This window comes from Clostridium sp. AF29-8BH (assembly GCF_003478145.1).
Classification (GTDB): Bacteria; Bacillota; Clostridia; order Lachnospirales; family Lachnospiraceae; genus Otoolea; species Otoolea fessa.
Genome location: NZ_QUEL01000002.1, coordinates 247,146 through 262,928, shown reverse-complemented (window position 1 = coordinate 262,928; position 15,783 = coordinate 247,146). Strand labels below are relative to the sequence as shown.

The window sequence follows — 15,783 nt, the reverse complement described above, 5'->3', positions numbered from 1 at the left end:
TGGCGTACGATAACGTAGTGGCAGCAGATTTTGCCGATTTGGAATGCGAAGCATCGGCAAAATCGTGTCGCAGTTTGCACAACGTGTGAACTGTGACGATAGAAAGGCAGGTTTTTAGATGGGAAATAAGACACGTGTAGTAGTAACCGGTCTGGGAGCGATCACTCCGATTGGAAATGACGTAGCAAGCTTCTGGCAGGGATTAAAGGATAAAAAAGTCGGTATCGCGCCGATCACATATTTTGATACAACCGATTATAAGGCAAAGCTGGCAGGCGAGGTGAAGGATTTTGATCCGAAGAAATACATGGATCCGAAGGCAGCGAGACGTATGGAGCCGTTTTCCCAGTATGCGGTAGCGGCAGCCGGTGAGGCGATCGCACAGGCGGGTCTGGATATGGAAAAAGAGGATCCGTTCCGCGTGGGAACCAGCATCGGTTCCGGTATCGGAAGCTTACAGGCGATGGAACGTGAGCACAAAAAAATGCTGGAAAAAGGACCGAACCGCGTGAACCCGCTGCTCGTTCCGATGATGATCAGCAACATGGCAGTCGGCAATGTGGCAATGCATTATGGTTTAAAGGGCAAATCCATCAACGTGGTAACTGCCTGTGCGACCGGTACGAACTCTATCGGTGAGGCGTTCCGCTCGATCCAGTACGGCGAGGCAGACGTGATGGTAGCCGGTGGTACCGAGTCTGCGATCACACCGCTCGGTATGGCAGGTTTCGCGGCTCTGACGGCTCTTTCTACCAATGATGACCCGGAGACGGCATCCCGTCCGTTTGATAAGGACCGCGATGGTTTCGTCATGGGCGAGGGCGCTGGTATCGTAGTTCTGGAGTCCTTAGAGCACGCGCAGAAGCGTGGCGCAAAGATTCTGGCAGAGGTAGTCGGCTACGGCGGAAGCAACGATGCATTCCACATCACTTCCCCGGCAGAGGATGGAGCGGCGCAGCGTATGCGATGGAGATGGCGCTCAAGGATGCAGGTATCGCACCGGAGAAGATTGATTACATCAATGCACATGGAACCAGTACACACCATAACGATCTCTTCGAGACGATGGCAGTGAAAAAAGCGCTGGGCGACCACGCTTACAAGGTAAAAATTAACTCCACTAAGTCGATGATTGGACATCTTTTAGGTGCAGCGGGCGGTGTTGAGTTTATCGCCTGCGTGAAATCCATTGAGGATGGATTTGTACACGCAACCGCAGGTTTAAAAGAGGCAGGCGAGGGCTGCGATCTGGATTACACGATGGGCGAGGGTGTTCCGATGGATATCCACTATGCCCTGACCAACTCCCTGGGATTTGGTGGTGTCAATGCCAGCCTGGTAATCAAGAAATTTGAGGACTAAATATAATTTGAGGACGTTTTTGTGTGGATGATTGAATGATTGGAAGCAGCGCACTGGAGCTGGCGGAAGAGACTTGCAGCATACAAAAATGATGTCTGGGAAAGCGAAAGAGGTAACTGAAATTATGATGGGAATTAAAGAGATCCAGGAGATCATCCCGCACCGTCATCCGTTTCTTTTGATCGACTGTATCGAGGAAGTGACACCGGGCGAGGGTGCGGTTGGATATAAAAATGTAACATACAACGAGCCGTGGTTTGCAGGTCATTTTCCGCAGGAGCCGGTCATGCCGGGCGTCCTGATCGTGGAGGCGCTGGCGCAGGTCGGCGCGGTTGCGATTTTAAGTGAAGAAGGAAATAAGGGCAGGACGGCATATTTCGGGGCAATCAACAACGCAAAATTCAAGAAAAAGGTAGTTCCGGGCGACAAGTTAAAGCTGGAGTGCCATATCATCAAGAGAAAAGGACCGGTCGGCATCGGAAGTGCGACGGCAACCGTCGATGGCAAGCTGGCTGTTTCCGCAGAGCTGACGTTTATGATTGGCTAATAAGTGAGGTTGAATAAGAGATGTTTAAAAATCTGTTTAAGAAATCGTATACTTCGATCAATACAAACGACCACGGTTCTGCCGGCGTAAGCCGTGCGGAGAGCGCGAAAGCAGATAAAAGGGCGGCAGAGGCAGCACAGGAAAAACCGGAGAAGATTCCGAGCCGTCCGACGGCGATGACGCCGGAAAGTCTGCGTTCTTTATGGCGTAAGTGTAATAAATGTGAGAAACCAATTCTGGTGCAGGATGTCAAGGACAACCTGTATGTGTGCCCGCGCTGCGGCGGATATTTCCGGATGCATGCGTACCGCCGGATTGAGATGCTGATCGATGAAGGTACCTTTGAAGAGTGGGATAAGGAGATGTCTGTGGTCAATCCGCTTGCATTTCCGGGCTATGAGGCAAGGTTGAGGCAGCCAGAGAGAAAACTGAGTTAAATGAGGCGGTTGTCACTGGTAAAGGAAAGATTCACGGTTATGAGACTGTGATTGCGGTCTGCGACTCCCGTTTCCTGATGAGCAGCATGGGTCACAACATGGGAGAGAAGATTGCCCGTGCGGTAGAGCGTGCGACCGAGGAACGGCTTCCGGTTATCATCTACGCGGCTTCCGGCGGCGCGAGAATGCAGGAGGGCATGATCTCCCTGATGCAGATGGCGAAAACTTCCGCAGCCTTAAAACGTCATTCCGAGGCGGGACTTCTCTACATAAGCTTTATGACGGATCCGACCACCGGCGGCGTAACGGCAAGCTTTGCGTCCCTGGGCGATATCATCCTGGCAGAGCCGGGAGCGCTGATTGGATTTGCGGGTCCGCGTGTCATCGAGCAGACGATCGGCCAGAAGCTCCCGGAGGGCTTCCAGAGAGCCGAGTTCCAGCTGACACACGGTTTTGTGGATCAGATCGTGGAAAGAAAAGATCAGAAGCGTGTTCTGGGACAGATTTTGAAGCTTCACAGCCAGGAGCATGGCTGGGAGAAATGGAACGACGAGGCGGAGAACCACACAGAAGCGGCATCTGCATCCAAGGCAGAAAAAGCAGCTTCTGTGGCGGAAGGCAAGTTAAAGAGCCGGAAAGCACCGTTCTCCGGTATCATGCGCCAGAAGACCTTAAATAAGATCGCAGGTCGAGAGAGAGACGCCTGGGAGGCAGTACGCCAGTCCCGTAGCGCCGGACGTCTGAACGCCAGCGATTATATCCGGATCCTGTTTGACGATTTTACCGAGTTCCACGGCGACCGGTATTATGGCGATGATATGGCGGTCATCGGCGGTGTGGCATCTTTCTATGGAATGCCGGTCACGGTCATTGGACAGGAGAGAGGTAAATCCCCGAAAGACAGCATGAAGCACAACTTCGGCATGCCGTCTCCGGAAGGATACAGAAAGGCGCTCCGTCTGATGAAACAGGCGGCGAAATTTAACCGTCCGATCATCTGTTTTGTCGATACGCCAGGTGCATTCCCGGGTATGGAGGCAGAGGAGAGAGGCCAGGGCGAGGCGATTGCCCGCAACCTCTTTGAGATGTCGGATATGAAGGTGCCGATTCTGGCGATTATCACCGGTCAGGGCGGCAGCGGCGGCGCACTGGCGCTGGCGGTTTCCAACGAGGTATGGATGATGGAGAATGCGACCTACTCGATCCTTTCTCCGGAGGGCTTTGCTTCGATTCTGTGGAAAGATGCCAAGAGAGCCAGCGAGGCGGCGAAGGTCATGAAGATGACGGCAGAGGATCTGTATGAGCTTGGCATGATCGAGCGCATTATCTGCGAGGATGAGCCGGCAACCGATGACAACATCGAGGAGATCGGACGCATCATCGACCGCCATATGCGTGAGTTCTTCCAGTCCTGCGCGGAAAAGACACCGGATGAGATCGCGGAGCAGCGGTATGAACGTTTTAGAAAAATCTAAAAAATAGATATTGAAAGGGGGTTGCCGCGCGGCGGTCCCCTTTGTGAATATAGGAGATCGTATGAGTACAATTTTATCACAGTTAAAACCGCTGAAAATTGGTGATCTGACGGCGAAGCTTCCGATCATCCAGGGCGGTATGGGGGTTGGCATCAGCCTGTCCTCGCTGGCAGGAGCCGTGGCGGGGGCTGGCGGCATCGGCATTATTTCCACTGCCCAGATCGGTTTCCGGGAGCCGGATTTTGCCGAACATCCGCAGGAGGCAAACCTGCGCGCGATCGGTTCAGAGTTACAGAAGGCGCGCGCGATCGCGAAGGGCGGCATCGTGGGCTTTAATATCATGGTGGCAACGAAAAACTATGCGGAGTACGTTAAAACGGCGGTCAAGGCGGGCGCTGACCTGATCATATCGGGCGCAGGACTTCCTGTTTCCCTGCCGGAGTATGTGAAAGGGACGGCGACGAAGATTGCGCCGATCGTTTCCTCCGTTAAGGCGGCGACGGTCATCTGTCGGATGTGGGACCGCAAGTACCAGACCGCACCGGATCTGGTGGTCGTTGAGGGACCTCTGGCGGGCGGACATCTGGGATTTGACCGTGAGAAGCTGACCGAGCTGGAGGTAGACACGCCGCACGCAGCCGAGACATTCCATCAGGCGGAATATGACGAGGAAGTGCGGGGAATTATCGCGCTGGTTAAAAAATACGCGCAGAAATATGGCAAATCGATTCCGGTTGTGACGGCTGGCGGCATCTACGACCATGCGGATGTGATGCACCAGATGGAGCTTGGCGCGGACGGCGTGCAGGTGGCAACCCGTTTTGTGACAACCGAGGAATGCGATGCACCGATGGCATATAAGCAGGCATATCTGGATGCGAAGGAAGAGGACATCGTGATTGTCAAAAGTCCGGTCGGCATGCCGGGACGTGCGATCAAGAATGCGTTCTTAAAAGAACTGGAAAAAGGAAGACAGGCAGTGACACACTGTTACCAGTGTCTGGAACACTGTGATCCGGCGAAGATCCCATACTGCATCACGCAGGCACTCGTCAATGCCGCCCGCGGTGATGAAGATCATGCTCTGATTTTCTGCGGCGGAAACGCGTGGAGAGCAGAGAAGATAGAGACGGTTGAGGGCGTGATGCGGGCGCTGTGCGAAGGGTAGGATAGATTTTGGCAGGGTTCAGGGATGAGCCAAGATGAAATTTGCAAATAGTTCAGTGTAAAATGCAAAAATATAAAGAGAGGGCTTGCAAAATGCAGCCCTCTTTTGTGTATCCAATCATCCCCTAAAACGATTTAAACAAGCATAAATCTCCTGCACGCGCGGCATTGCCAGTCCCATGGCGGCATATGAAGCATCGCTGAACACAGAGAGCCCGTCTGCTTCATAGGCTTTTAAGAGTGTGGCAACCGTTTCCTGTACGGTGCAGCGCTCCAGAAGCCCTTTTTCCAGGCAGTAGCGCACCATCTGGGCAAGTGCGGCGGTCTGCTCGCTGTCGGCAAGCTGTTCGACGAAGCGCAGATCGACCGGCTCTTTGGCAACCTGGAAAGAGTGTTTGTCGTGGACACGGACTTTGATACGCGTGTTCCGGTCGGAATTTCGATCAGCTTCGCGGCGTCCTCCGCGACCGCGTTCAAAGCGTCCTGCATCGGAGGCGCTGCCGCCGCGATTGCCAAACCGTCCAGAACGACTGCTGTTTTCGCCCTCTTCCTGAGATTCACCGCCTGCTTCTGCGCGGCTGTCGCCAAAATTCAGCGCCATCGCGCCCACAGCCCGCCCTGTTCCGCCAGCCGCCAGCTTCCGTCCAGCTGTCGGGAGCTTGAACCCAGGCGCCTGGATGGCGGGTTTGGAAGCCTCCTGTTCGCAGGCATTTTTTACCATCTCCGTGATATCAAACGGGCGGTATGCATCCATCTGGATAATAGTGTCTGCGATGAAGAAGTAGGCGCCGGAGCTTCCAGCTACGAGGACGGTGGAGATGCCTGCCTGCTTGTAGAGATCGCGGGCGCGTTCGATGAACGGGGTGATCGGCTCTTTATCGCGGCTGACGATGCGCTGCATCAGGTCGTCCCGCAGCATGAAGTTGGTAGCGGAGGTGTCCTCGTCGATCAGGAAAGCGCGGGCTCCTGCTTCAATGCTTTCGATCACGCTGCCGCCTGGGAGGTACTGCCGCTGGCATCGGCGGTGGAAAAGTAGGTGGTGTCTTTTTTGTTCGGCAGATCCCGGATAAAGAGGGAAATATCAACGTGGTTGATGCTGCGTCCATCCTCGGCGCGCAGCTTGACTGCGGTTTCATCGGTGATGACATATTCACGTCCATCCCCCGGAATGTGGTTGTAGACGCCGGATTCCAGCGCTTTTAGCAGTGTGGATTTGCCGTGGTAGCCGCCGCCCACGATCAGGGTGATGCCGCGGTGGATTGCCATGCCGGAGATCGGACCGTGTCCCGGAAGATTCAGAGTGATTCTTAAGGAATCTGGAGAATGGAACGCCACACTGCCCTTCATCGGACGGTCGGAGACGCCGGTTTCACGCGGCAGGATTGAGCCGTCTGCGACGAAGGAGACGAGGTCCAAGCGTTTCAGCTCATTGCGGATAAATTGCTGGTCGTCTGCCAGCGTGATGCGTTTTTTGATTTCGGCGTTGTTCTGGCGGCGGTAGAAAAAGACGTTTTCGACACAGCCTGGAAGAAAATCAAAGAAAATCCGGATCAGTTCACCTGAGTTGATGGTGCGCCCGAATGCCGGGAAACCAACCTCAAAACGGGCTGTAATCTCATTTCTCCCGATCTCGCAGGCGGTCCGGGAGAGGACCTCCTGACCGGGGCGGCTGGTGGCGATCAGACCACTTTTTCCAGAACCTTTTGCCTTGAAAGAAAGACGACCGATTTCACGGGAAAAACAGCGGAGCAGGTAATCTTCAAGCGCTGTTTTTTTCCACGGCGTATCAAAGAGTTCTGCCGGAAATCCGGCTTTCGCGTGGCGGACCTGGACACTGACCTTGGAAGGAGATGCAAACGGGTCACCCTGTACATGGTCGATGGATAAAATATACGTATTAAAATCATAAGCGCCGCGCACATCCTTGTAAGCCGGATAGCTTTTGTGATCGATGGAGGTGAGGAGACGCTTTAAATCTGCGGATTGTTTCATTCTGAATACCTCGTTTTCATAATATTAAATCATATTTCAATGCCTTCACGGTTTTTGGCAGGAGAATCCATATAAAATGACCTTTTTCAAAGAATGTCTGTCATGTGAAGGAGATGATAGTTCTTATTTTAAAGATCCAAATTCTGAAATGCAAGCGGAATGGACGAAAAGAAACGATATAATTGTATCTATTTATGATGGTGTATATTTGGCGTCTTTTTATACTTGTCTGAGTATAAAATGTTCTGAGCGTACCATATGACAGCAGGGAGGTAGATGCATGTTAAATGCACTCTGGGCGTTTATGATGCTTACGGGGCTTGGCTGGGCGGCGGTGCATGGGACGCTGGGGGCGGTGACGGAGGGAATGCTTGCAGCGGCGGGGGATGCAGTCTCGCTGGGAATCACGATGCTGGGGGTGATGGCGTTCTGGACGGGAATTTTGGAGATCGGACGGCGGGCGGGGCTGATTGAGCAGTTGTCGGTGGGGATGCGGCCGGTGCTTCATTTCCTCTTTCCACGCATTCCAGCGGGTCATCCGGCGCTTTCTTCGATGGCCGCCAATATGATTGCCAATATGCTGGGGCTTGGCTGGGCGGCGACCCCGGCGGGGCTTACGGCGATGAAGGAGCTGGAAGAACTGGAGGAGGAACGGAGAGCGGCGGGGGATCCGGCGGCGGTCACACAGGGAACGGCGAGCGATGAAATGTGTACGTTTCTGGTCGTAAATATTTCATCGCTGCAGCTCATTCCTATCAATATGATCGCCTACCGGAGCCAGTACGGATCGGCGCATCCGCTGGCAGTGGCCGGTCCGGCGTTCCTGGCGACCTGTGTCAGCACGCTGGCAGGAGTGGCGGTGTGCCGCGTGATGTGCAGGAGAAAGCAATATAAATCAATAAAAAAGGATGGCTGGAAATAGAAAACGCAATTTGGCGTCATGTAGGGGAAAAATTTCACACAAAAAACAAATTTATCCCCTATAATGCCCTTGTTAAAATAAGGGGCTCTGGAAACAGATCCGTTATCATAGAACGCGGATTCAAACCATACATATAAAACAAGTATAGACACGGGAGCCGTCAAATGCGCTGCATCAATTACCTCTCTGAATACCTGGTTCCGGTTGTTTTGTTTTATATCGTTGGGTTTGCGGTGCTTCAGAAACGCCCGGTTTTTGATGATTTTATCGAAGGGGCGCTTGCGGGGATTAAAACGGTGGCTGGAATCCTGCCGACGCTGGTGGGACTGATGGCGGCGGTCGGCGTGCTTCGGACCTCCGGTTTTCTCGATTTCCTCTCCGGGGTGCTGGCGGGACCGGCGGCATTTCTGCATATACCGGCGCAGGTGGTTCCGCTGCTTCTGGTGCGTCTGGTGTCCAGTTCGGCGGCGACGGGGCTGCTCTTAGATATTTTTAAAACGTATGGACCCGATTCGCGGCTCGGCATGATGGTGTCGGTTCTTGAGAGCTGCACGGAGACGGTTTTTTATACGATGAGTGTCTACTATCTGACCGTGCGGATCTCAAAGACGCGATGGACGCTTGCGGGGGCGCTGATTGCAACGTTCGCGGGGCTTGTGGCGAGTATCTTATGTAGTGCTATGGTAACTGTTCACGGGTAGGCACTTTTGGAACCGAAAGTGCCGTAAGAAAACGTGGTGGCAGCAGGAATTTGCCGTATTTAAATGCGAAGCCACGGCAAATTCCGTTACTGGGCACGTGTGCGTGAACAGTAACAAGTGCTATGGTATAAGAGAAGATGTAAGAAATTTGCTAGTTGTCTTGCCGCACAGAATATTGTATAATCGGTAGGGTAAATTGCCGTTTTGCGCGCTGAAACCAAGGATGAGAGGGAAAACTGTGGGAAATTATGAGACGCTGAATGAGCTTCTGGTGACGCTGTTCCGCGATGTGATGGACATAGAACAGAAGGTAATCATTACGCCGGAGTTTAAAGACATCACGAATAACGATATGCATGTGATCGAAGCGATCGGGATTGGTGAACCGAAAAATATGTCATCGATTGCCAGAGAACTGTCCGTTACGGTGGGAACGCTCACGATTGCCATGAACAGCCTGGTCAAAAAGGGCTATGTGGAACGAAGCCGGGGACTCGAGGATCGGCGGGTCGTATATATTTCTCTTTCAGAGCGGGGCAGAAAAGCGTATGGGCATCACGCCCGGTTCCATCGGGAGATGATCGAGAGCCTGACAAGCGATCTGTCGGAAGATGAGATGCAGACGTTAGTAAAGGCGCTGATGAAGCTGAATCAGTGGTTTAGGAGTAAGGATGGGCAGCGGTAAAAAGAATGGATGTAGTCTGCACTGGATGGAAACAGGTGTGAAAGACAAAAACGGTTGCGAAAACCGTGAAGCAACTGCTGCGAGGAGAATACAAGGAGGTACATTATGAAGAAATTTATGGTAATGGCAGCTGGTCTTATGATGGCAGCTGTTCTGGGCGCATGTGCGCCGACGGCAAGGAATACAGGAGAAACCAGCGAACATGGAACTGCCCCGGCAGGTGCGGCGCAGCAGGAGACTGTAGACGGCGTGGCTGAGAAAGAAAGCATGGTGGTAACGGATGCAGATCCGACGGTAACGGTTTGCGTATATTCTGTAAAATCTGATAAGAGCGGCTTAAAACAGAATATGGATGGCATTGACGGCGATGAGCTGGATGCACAGGAACTGCTTGATAAGATGGCAGAGGTGGGCGTCATTGAAGAGGGAATCACCGTGGATAAATTTGAGCAGAAGGACGGCGCCCTGACGCTGGATCTCTCCTCCTTAAAGGAGTCCTCTGACAAGCTGGTTGTCATGGCCATTGCCAATACATTTATCCAGAACTACGAGGCAAAGACGCTGGAGTTGAGCGTAGCAGGCGAGAAGATCGGCGACGGTCCGATGAGCTTTGAGAAGAATTACAAGAAAGTAAACTAAAGCATGAAAATGCGAAAAGAGCGGGATCCCTGAAGTCTGCGGATGCATACAGGGAGATACCGCTCTTTTTCTCTTATACGTGTAATTTCTCCGTCATCAGCCATGTTTGAAAATACGGTTTGATGACCCGGAAGGAAGCGCCGTCCATGTTCAGGATGAACTGGTGGAAGCTCTTGGCGTTGAATTTGTTTCCAAGTACCTCCTCGGCTTCCTGGCGCATGGTCAGGATTTCCAGATAGCCGGTATAGTATTTCAGGTAATTGCCCGGATTATCAATGATTGCCAGGTATATCTCGCGCGCGGATTCCGGATCCGTAAATCCGTAGGAATTTTCCAGATAACTGGTTGTTGTGGCGAGATCCCAGCCATCATAGTGGATGCAGATGTCGAGAAGCGCGTACAGCCCGTAGCTGCTGGCTTCGCTGCAGCGCATCAGTGGTTTGACCGCTTCCGGCAGTCCGTTGTCGAAGGAGTAGGCGTACAGTTCGCTGTAGAGTCCCCAGCCTTCGTTGTAGCCGCCGCAGGCAAGAAGCCGCCGTACCGGAACCGGCTCCCGGTCATTGAAATAAGCCGACTGGTAGAGATGCCCCGGATAGCCCTCGTGCGCCAGCATGGTGTAGAGGTTCTGCTCAGTGCTTGCTTTTTCGTTGATGTAAATGGTGTTGGAACCGTCGGAATCGATCGGCGGTACGAGGAAAAATGCCGGGGACAGGGAGGATTCCAGCGCTTCCGGGACGTATTTGAGCGTGTAGGAGGTATCTGTAAGCGCCGGGAAATCATCCTGAATCTGCGTCTGTAAATTCTGAAGGATCTCATCCGGATCGGAGAGTGTGATGGCAGAGTCGGTCATCTGCCGGACGAGTTCCGTATGTTCCTTTAAGCGGACGCGGATTTCGGATAAATCTGCCTGCATCTGCTTCTCAATCCGCGTTTTGAGCGCATCGACCGAAGAATCTGTGCCGGTCAGCGCCGCCGCAAGATAGGCATAATACTCCCTGCCGTGTTCGTAGGTGCTAAGTCCTCCTGCCTCCGGATGGGAGCCCTTGAGCGATTCCAGTGCTTTAGAGAGGTTTGTATATGCCGGGATAAAGTGTTCCTTTAAAATGGTCAGATGTTTTGCTTTGTAGGATGCCTTTTCTGCATTGCTTAAGCCCTCAACCGCATTTAAGCGGGAGGCAAATGTTTCCGTCAGCAGGCTGTTTTCCGGGCGGATGAGGTAGCTTTTACAGGATTTTAAAATCCGGTCGATGGTGTCGTCGGACGGTGCGAGACCGGCGTCTGCCTGCGCCTGTTCATATGCTGCGAGCTGCTTGTAATATGTGTCGATCTGCGAAAGCAGTGTCAGGTAATGGTCGATGTCGGCACGGTTGTAAAATGTATATTCGGCTAATAAGGTCGGAAGTTCCGCCTGCGTGCCGATCAGGGCGCTTAACGGCTGATTGTAGAGTTCCAGTCCCTTCGAGCCGGCTTCCGTCTCCAGTGTGTCCTTCATCATCCGGTAGGTGAAGAGCTGGTCGGAGGTCAAGAGAGAGGTATCGAAGGAAGAAAGTTTCTCAAGAACGGCCGCGTTTTCCTCGGAATCCTTTTGAAGCTGTTCCAGGGAATATTCTGGAAATTTCATCTCCGGTTCGGTGATACCGTAATTTTCCGGATTTCGGACAAGAAAATGAAGGGAGAGCGGATCGTCCTGCACGCTTTCTTGAAACTGGTGTGCCAGAAACGCATCAAAACGCGCCTGTTCGCTGGCAGCATCGGACGATGCATTGGAAGGAGAACCAGTCTGCCCGGAAGCGGCGTAGGATTCGGCGGGGGTTCCTGAGCCGGAAGAACCAGCGCATCCGGAGAGCGCCAGGGCAGCAGCTGCAGCGATCGCGAGCGCTGTGCGCGGCAGGGGCGGGAAGGAAAAGCGTTTCTGCATAATATAATACCTCCAAAACAAATATATATGTCTGCAAGTATACCATACTTGACAAAGGGATGCAAAACAGATAGACTTAATCTATATATTTATATATGAAGAAAAGGCAGAGAAAAGAAGGTGGCTTGCCTTTAATCGCAGATGGAAAACCATGGGCGGTTAGAGGCTTTTTTTGTGAAGAACACAATTTAAAGCGCAATTTTAATAAGGAGGGCATGATAAATGTGTCAGAACTGTAAGAAACCTTACTATATAACAACTGCGATTGCCTATACATCGGGCAAACCGCATATCGGAAATACCTATGAGATCGTGCTGGCGGACAGCATTGCGCGCTACAAGAGAGCGCAGGGCTACGATGTGCGTTTCCAGACGGGCACCGATGAGCATGGTCAGAAGATCGAGTTAAAGGCAGATGAGGCTGGCATCACGCCGAAGCAGTTTGTCGATAACGTGGCGGGTGAGATCAAGACGATCTGGGATCTGATGAATACATCCTACGACAAATTTATCCGCACCACCGACGAGGATCATGAGGCGCAGGTAAAGAAGATTTTCAAGAAGCTCTATGATCAGGGCGATATTTACAAGAGCTGCTACGAGGGACTTTACTGTACCCCGTGCGAGTCCTTCTGGACCCAGTCCCAGGTCGTAGACGGCAAATGCCCGGACTGCGGACGCCCGGTACAGCCGGCGAAGGAAGAGGCGTATTTCTTCCGTATGAGCAAATATGCGCAGAGACTCATCGATTATATCAATGAGCACCCGGAGTTCATCCAGCCGGTTTCCCGTAAAAATGAGATGATGAACAACTTCCTGCTTCCGGGCCTGCAGGATCTGTGTGTTTCCCGTACTTCCTTTAAATGGGGGATTCCGGTTGATTTCGACCCGAAGCACGTTGTATATGTATGGCTGGATGCACTGACCAACTATATCACCGGTCTTGGATATGACTGCGACGGTGAGAGCGGCGAGCTGTTCAAGAAATACTGGCCGGCAGACCTGCATTTGATTGGTAAGGATATTATCCGTTTCCATACCATTTACTGGCCGATCTTTTTGATGGCACTCGACCTGCCGCTTCCAAAGCAGGTATTTGGTCATCCGTGGCTGTTACAGGGCGACGGCAAGATGAGTAAATCCAAGGGAAATGTGATTTACGCCGATACACTGGTTGATTTCTTTGGCGTGGATGCAGTCCGCTACTTCGTTCTGCATGAGATGCCGTTTGAGAACGACGGCGTTATTACCTGGGAGCTGATGGTAGAGAGACTGAACTCGGATCTGGCAAATATCCTCGGCAACCTCGTAAAGAGAACGGTATCGATGACGAACCAGTACTTTGGCGGCGTGGTAGCCGACAAGGGCGTGACGGAGCCGGTGGACGAGGATCTGAAGAAGGTAGTGCTGGAAGCAGTCCGCAAGGTTGATGAGAAGATGGATAAGCTGCGCGTTGCCGATGCGATCACCGAGATCTTCAATATTTTCCGCCGCAGCAACAAATACATTGACGAGACAACCCCGTGGATTCTGGCAAAGGAAGAGGACAAGCAGGATCGTCTTGCGACTGTTCTCTACAACCTGGTTGAGTCTATCACGATCGGTGCGTCCCTGCTTGAATCCTTCATGCCGGAGACCTCTGAGAAGATCTTAAAAGAGTTAAATACCGTAAAACGTGAACTGCCACAGATGGATGAATTTGGCCGTTATCCGTCCGGAAATAAGGTGACTGAGGAGCCGGAGGTTCTCTTTGCCCGCCTGAAACTCGACGATGTGATGAAGAAAGTCAAAGTTATCCAGGAAGAGCAGAAGAAGGCAGTTGCTGCAAAGGCAGAGCCGGAGAAGGAAGAGGACGAGAAAGCCGAGGGCATCGATATCGAGCCGAAAGCAGAGATTACCTACGATGATTTTGCAAAACTGCAGTTCCAGGTTGGCGTGATCCTCTCCTGCGAGGCTGTTCCGAAGTCCAAGAAGCTTCTCTGCTCCCAGGTTCAGGTCGGAAGCAAAGTGCGCCAGATCATCAGCGGCATCAAGCATTCCTACTCCCCGGAGGAGATGGTCGGCAAGAGAGTCATGGTTGTGACCAACTTAAAACCGGCGAAATTGGCAGGTCTGCTCTCCGAGGGCATGATTTTGTGTGCCGAGGATGCAGACGGAAAGCTGTCCCTGATGACAACGGAGAAAGAGATGCCGGCGGGTGCGGAGATCTGCTAAGAAAAAAAGGATATAACTTATATGATATTTGATACACACGCTCATTACGATGATGAGGCGTTTGACGGGGACCGGGAAGAACTGCTTTCCGGTCTGGCAGCAGGCGGGATCGGCACGGTCGTCAATGTCGGCGCGGATATGGAAAGCACGAAGACGACGATTGCCCTGACGGAAAAATATCCGTTTATCTATGGGGCAGCAGGTGTCCATCCGAGCAGCACGGCGGAGCTTGACGAGGAAAAATTTGCCGAACTCCGTGTGCTGGCACAGTCCGGGAAGATCGTGGCGATCGGTGAGATCGGTCTCGACTATTACTGGGAAGAGCCGGATCATGAGACCCAGAAGAAATGGTTCCACCGCCAGTTAAATCTGGCGCGGGAATTAAAACTTCCAGTCATCATCCACAGCCGCGACGCGGCGAAGGATACGCTCGATATCATGAAGGAAGAGCACTCCGGGGAGATAGGCGGTGTGATTCATTGCTTCTCCTATGGAAAAGAGATGGCGGCAGAGTATTTAAAGATGGGCTTTTACTTAGGCATCGGCGGCGTACTGACCTTCAAGAACGCGAAAAAGCTTCTGGAAGTAGCCGAGATGGCGCCGCTCGACCGTCTGGTACTCGAAACCGACTGCCCCTACCTCGCTCCGGTTCCCAACCGCGGCAAACGCAACTCCTCACTGAACCTGCCATATGTGGCGGAAAAGCTGGCAGAAATCAAGAAATGTACACCGGAAGAGATCGTCCGTGCGACTGAAGAGAATGCGCGGAGGCTGTACCGGTTACCGTAAAAAGGGGTGTCCCGGACACCCGGGAAAGGATTTTCGGAATGGATCTTGGAAACCCGAAGAATACAATCGAAGTAATACAGAAATACAATTTTGCTTTCCAGAAAAAATTCGGTCAGAATTTTCTGATTGATACGCACGTGCTGGACAAGATTATCTCAGCGGCGGGCATGACCAAGGAGGACACCGTCCTGGAAGTCGGTCCTGGCATCGGTACGATGACACAGCGCCTTTCACAGGCGGCAGGACAGGTCATCGCCGTGGAGATCGACACAAATCTGATTCCGATCTTAAAAGATACGCTTCAGGACTGCGAAAATGTAACTGTTATCAATGAAGATATTTTAAAGATTGACATAAAAAAAATGGCGGAAGAAAAAGGCGGCGGACGTCCGGTTAAGGTCGTGGCGAACCTGCCGTACTATATCACGACCCCGATCATCATGGGGCTGTTTGAGAGCGGCGCGCCGATCGACAACATTACGGTTATGGTGCAGAAAGAGGTCGCAGACCGGATGCAGGTAGGTCCGGGCTCGAAGGATTACGGCGCCCTGTCGCTGGCGGTTCAGTATTATGCCGAGCCGTACATCGTGGCAAATGTGCCGCCGAACTGCTTCATTCCGCGTCCGAATGTCGGCTCAGCGGTCATCCGCCTGACCCGCCATGCGAAGCCGCCGGTGGAGGTAAAGGATAAAGATTTAATGTTCCGCCTCATCCGCGCGTCCTTCAACCAGCGCCGGAAAACCCTGCAGAACGGGCTTTCCAACGCGCAGGATCTCTCCTTTAGCAAGGAAGAGATCGCAGCCGCAATCGAGTCGCTGGGACTTTCCCCGTCCGTGCGCGGCGAGACGCTGACGCTGGCGCAGTTTGCAGCGCTTTCGGATGTGCTTGGGAAATAGAAATTGGATAAGAGAAATATAAAAAAGTCCCATCCTTAT

At 52.5% G+C, this 15,783-nt stretch carries 10 protein-coding genes and 3 pseudogenes; 11 read left to right on the top strand and 2 right to left on the bottom strand.

Going from position 1 to position 15,783, the window contains the following annotated elements; genetic code table 11:
* Positions 1-118 precede the first annotated feature (118 nt).
* The 4 genes and pseudogenes from fabF (at position 119) to DWZ16_RS02875 (ending at position 4,989) form a co-directional block, all read left to right on the top strand.
* Positions 119-1,362 (top strand): annotated as a pseudogene (gene fabF, locus DWZ16_RS02890) (beta-ketoacyl-ACP synthase II).
* Between the two features lie 124 nt (positions 1,363-1,486).
* The gene (fabZ, locus tag DWZ16_RS02885; RefSeq protein ID WP_022359380.1) at positions 1,487-1,909 is read left to right on the top strand and encodes a 3-hydroxyacyl-ACP dehydratase FabZ; all 423 of its coding nucleotides are present in this window, start codon (positions 1,487-1,489) and stop codon (positions 1,907-1,909) included.
* A gap of 20 nt (positions 1,910-1,929) precedes the next feature.
* A pseudogene (gene accD / locus DWZ16_RS02880) lies at positions 1,930-3,821 on the top strand (acetyl-CoA carboxylase, carboxyltransferase subunit beta).
* A 61-nt stretch (positions 3,822-3,882) separates the two neighbouring features.
* Positions 3,883-4,989, top strand: coding sequence for an NAD(P)H-dependent flavin oxidoreductase (locus DWZ16_RS02875; protein ID WP_107000849.1), 1,107 nt, complete (start codon positions 3,883-3,885; stop codon positions 4,987-4,989).
* Positions 4,990-5,106: 117 nt separating this feature from the next.
* Here DWZ16_RS02875 and DWZ16_RS02870 read toward each other — a convergent pair.
* Positions 5,107-6,980: pseudogene (locus tag DWZ16_RS02870) on the bottom strand (ABC-ATPase domain-containing protein).
* A 280-nt stretch (positions 6,981-7,260) separates the two neighbouring features.
* Here DWZ16_RS02870 and DWZ16_RS02865 point away from each other — a divergent pair.
* The 4 genes from DWZ16_RS02865 (at position 7,261) to DWZ16_RS02850 (ending at position 9,927) form a co-directional block, all read left to right on the top strand.
* Positions 7,261-7,902, top strand: a complete 642-nt coding sequence (locus DWZ16_RS02865; protein WP_118468868.1) for a nucleoside recognition domain-containing protein — start codon at positions 7,261-7,263, stop codon at positions 7,900-7,902.
* A 164-nt stretch (positions 7,903-8,066) separates the two neighbouring features.
* Positions 8,067-8,603 (top strand): spore maturation protein, encoded by a 537-nt coding sequence (locus DWZ16_RS02860; protein WP_118522244.1) that lies wholly within the window; start codon positions 8,067-8,069, stop codon positions 8,601-8,603.
* A gap of 238 nt (positions 8,604-8,841) precedes the next feature.
* Positions 8,842-9,288 (top strand): MarR family winged helix-turn-helix transcriptional regulator, encoded by a 447-nt coding sequence (locus DWZ16_RS02855; protein ID WP_022358468.1) that lies wholly within the window; start codon positions 8,842-8,844, stop codon positions 9,286-9,288.
* Positions 9,289-9,393: 105 nt separating this feature from the next.
* Positions 9,394-9,927 (top strand): GerMN domain-containing protein, encoded by a 534-nt coding sequence (locus DWZ16_RS02850; RefSeq protein WP_022358467.1) that lies wholly within the window; start codon positions 9,394-9,396, stop codon positions 9,925-9,927.
* Positions 9,928-10,000: 73 nt separating this feature from the next.
* Here the strand turns inward: DWZ16_RS02850 and DWZ16_RS02845 are convergent, their stop codons facing one another.
* Positions 10,001-11,845, bottom strand: coding sequence for a DUF885 domain-containing protein (locus tag DWZ16_RS02845; RefSeq protein ID WP_118522243.1), 1,845 nt, complete (start codon positions 11,843-11,845; stop codon positions 10,001-10,003).
* A gap of 222 nt (positions 11,846-12,067) precedes the next feature.
* Here DWZ16_RS02845 and metG point away from each other — a divergent pair, with 222 nt between their 5' ends.
* From metG to rsmA, 3 genes are read left to right on the top strand one after another with little or no spacing between them, the layout of a single operon-like run.
* Positions 12,068-14,059: a methionine--tRNA ligase gene (gene metG / locus DWZ16_RS02840; RefSeq protein WP_118468863.1), complete on the top strand. Its 1,992-nt coding sequence runs from the start codon at positions 12,068-12,070 to the stop codon at positions 14,057-14,059.
* A gap of 21 nt (positions 14,060-14,080) precedes the next feature.
* Positions 14,081-14,848 (top strand): TatD family hydrolase, encoded by a 768-nt coding sequence (locus DWZ16_RS02835; RefSeq protein WP_107000843.1) that lies wholly within the window; start codon positions 14,081-14,083, stop codon positions 14,846-14,848.
* A 38-nt stretch (positions 14,849-14,886) separates the two neighbouring features.
* On the top strand, positions 14,887-15,744 hold the full coding sequence (gene rsmA, locus DWZ16_RS02830) for a 16S rRNA (adenine(1518)-N(6)/adenine(1519)-N(6))-dimethyltransferase RsmA (protein ID WP_118522242.1): 858 nt from the start codon (positions 14,887-14,889) through the stop codon (positions 15,742-15,744).
* Positions 15,745-15,783 lie beyond the last annotated feature (39 nt).

Coding starts and splice junctions, on each gene's coding strand:
- fabZ (WP_022359380.1), top strand. CDS start 1,487: ATGATGGGAATTAAAGAGATCCAGGAGATCATCCCGCACCGTCATCCG.
- DWZ16_RS02850 (WP_022358467.1), top strand. CDS start 9,394: ATGAAGAAATTTATGGTAATGGCAGCTGGTCTTATGATGGCAGCTGTT.
- metG (WP_118468863.1), top strand. CDS start 12,068: ATGTGTCAGAACTGTAAGAAACCTTACTATATAACAACTGCGATTGCC.
- DWZ16_RS02835 (WP_107000843.1), top strand. CDS start 14,081: ATGATATTTGATACACACGCTCATTACGATGATGAGGCGTTTGACGGG.
- DWZ16_RS02860 (WP_118522244.1), top strand. CDS start 8,067: ATGCGCTGCATCAATTACCTCTCTGAATACCTGGTTCCGGTTGTTTTG.
- rsmA (WP_118522242.1), top strand. CDS start 14,887: ATGGATCTTGGAAACCCGAAGAATACAATCGAAGTAATACAGAAATAC.
- DWZ16_RS02875 (WP_107000849.1), top strand. CDS start 3,883: ATGAGTACAATTTTATCACAGTTAAAACCGCTGAAAATTGGTGATCTG.
- DWZ16_RS02865 (WP_118468868.1), top strand. CDS start 7,261: ATGTTAAATGCACTCTGGGCGTTTATGATGCTTACGGGGCTTGGCTGG.
- DWZ16_RS02845 (WP_118522243.1), bottom strand. CDS start 11,845: ATGCAGAAACGCTTTTCCTTCCCGCCCCTGCCGCGCACAGCGCTCGCG.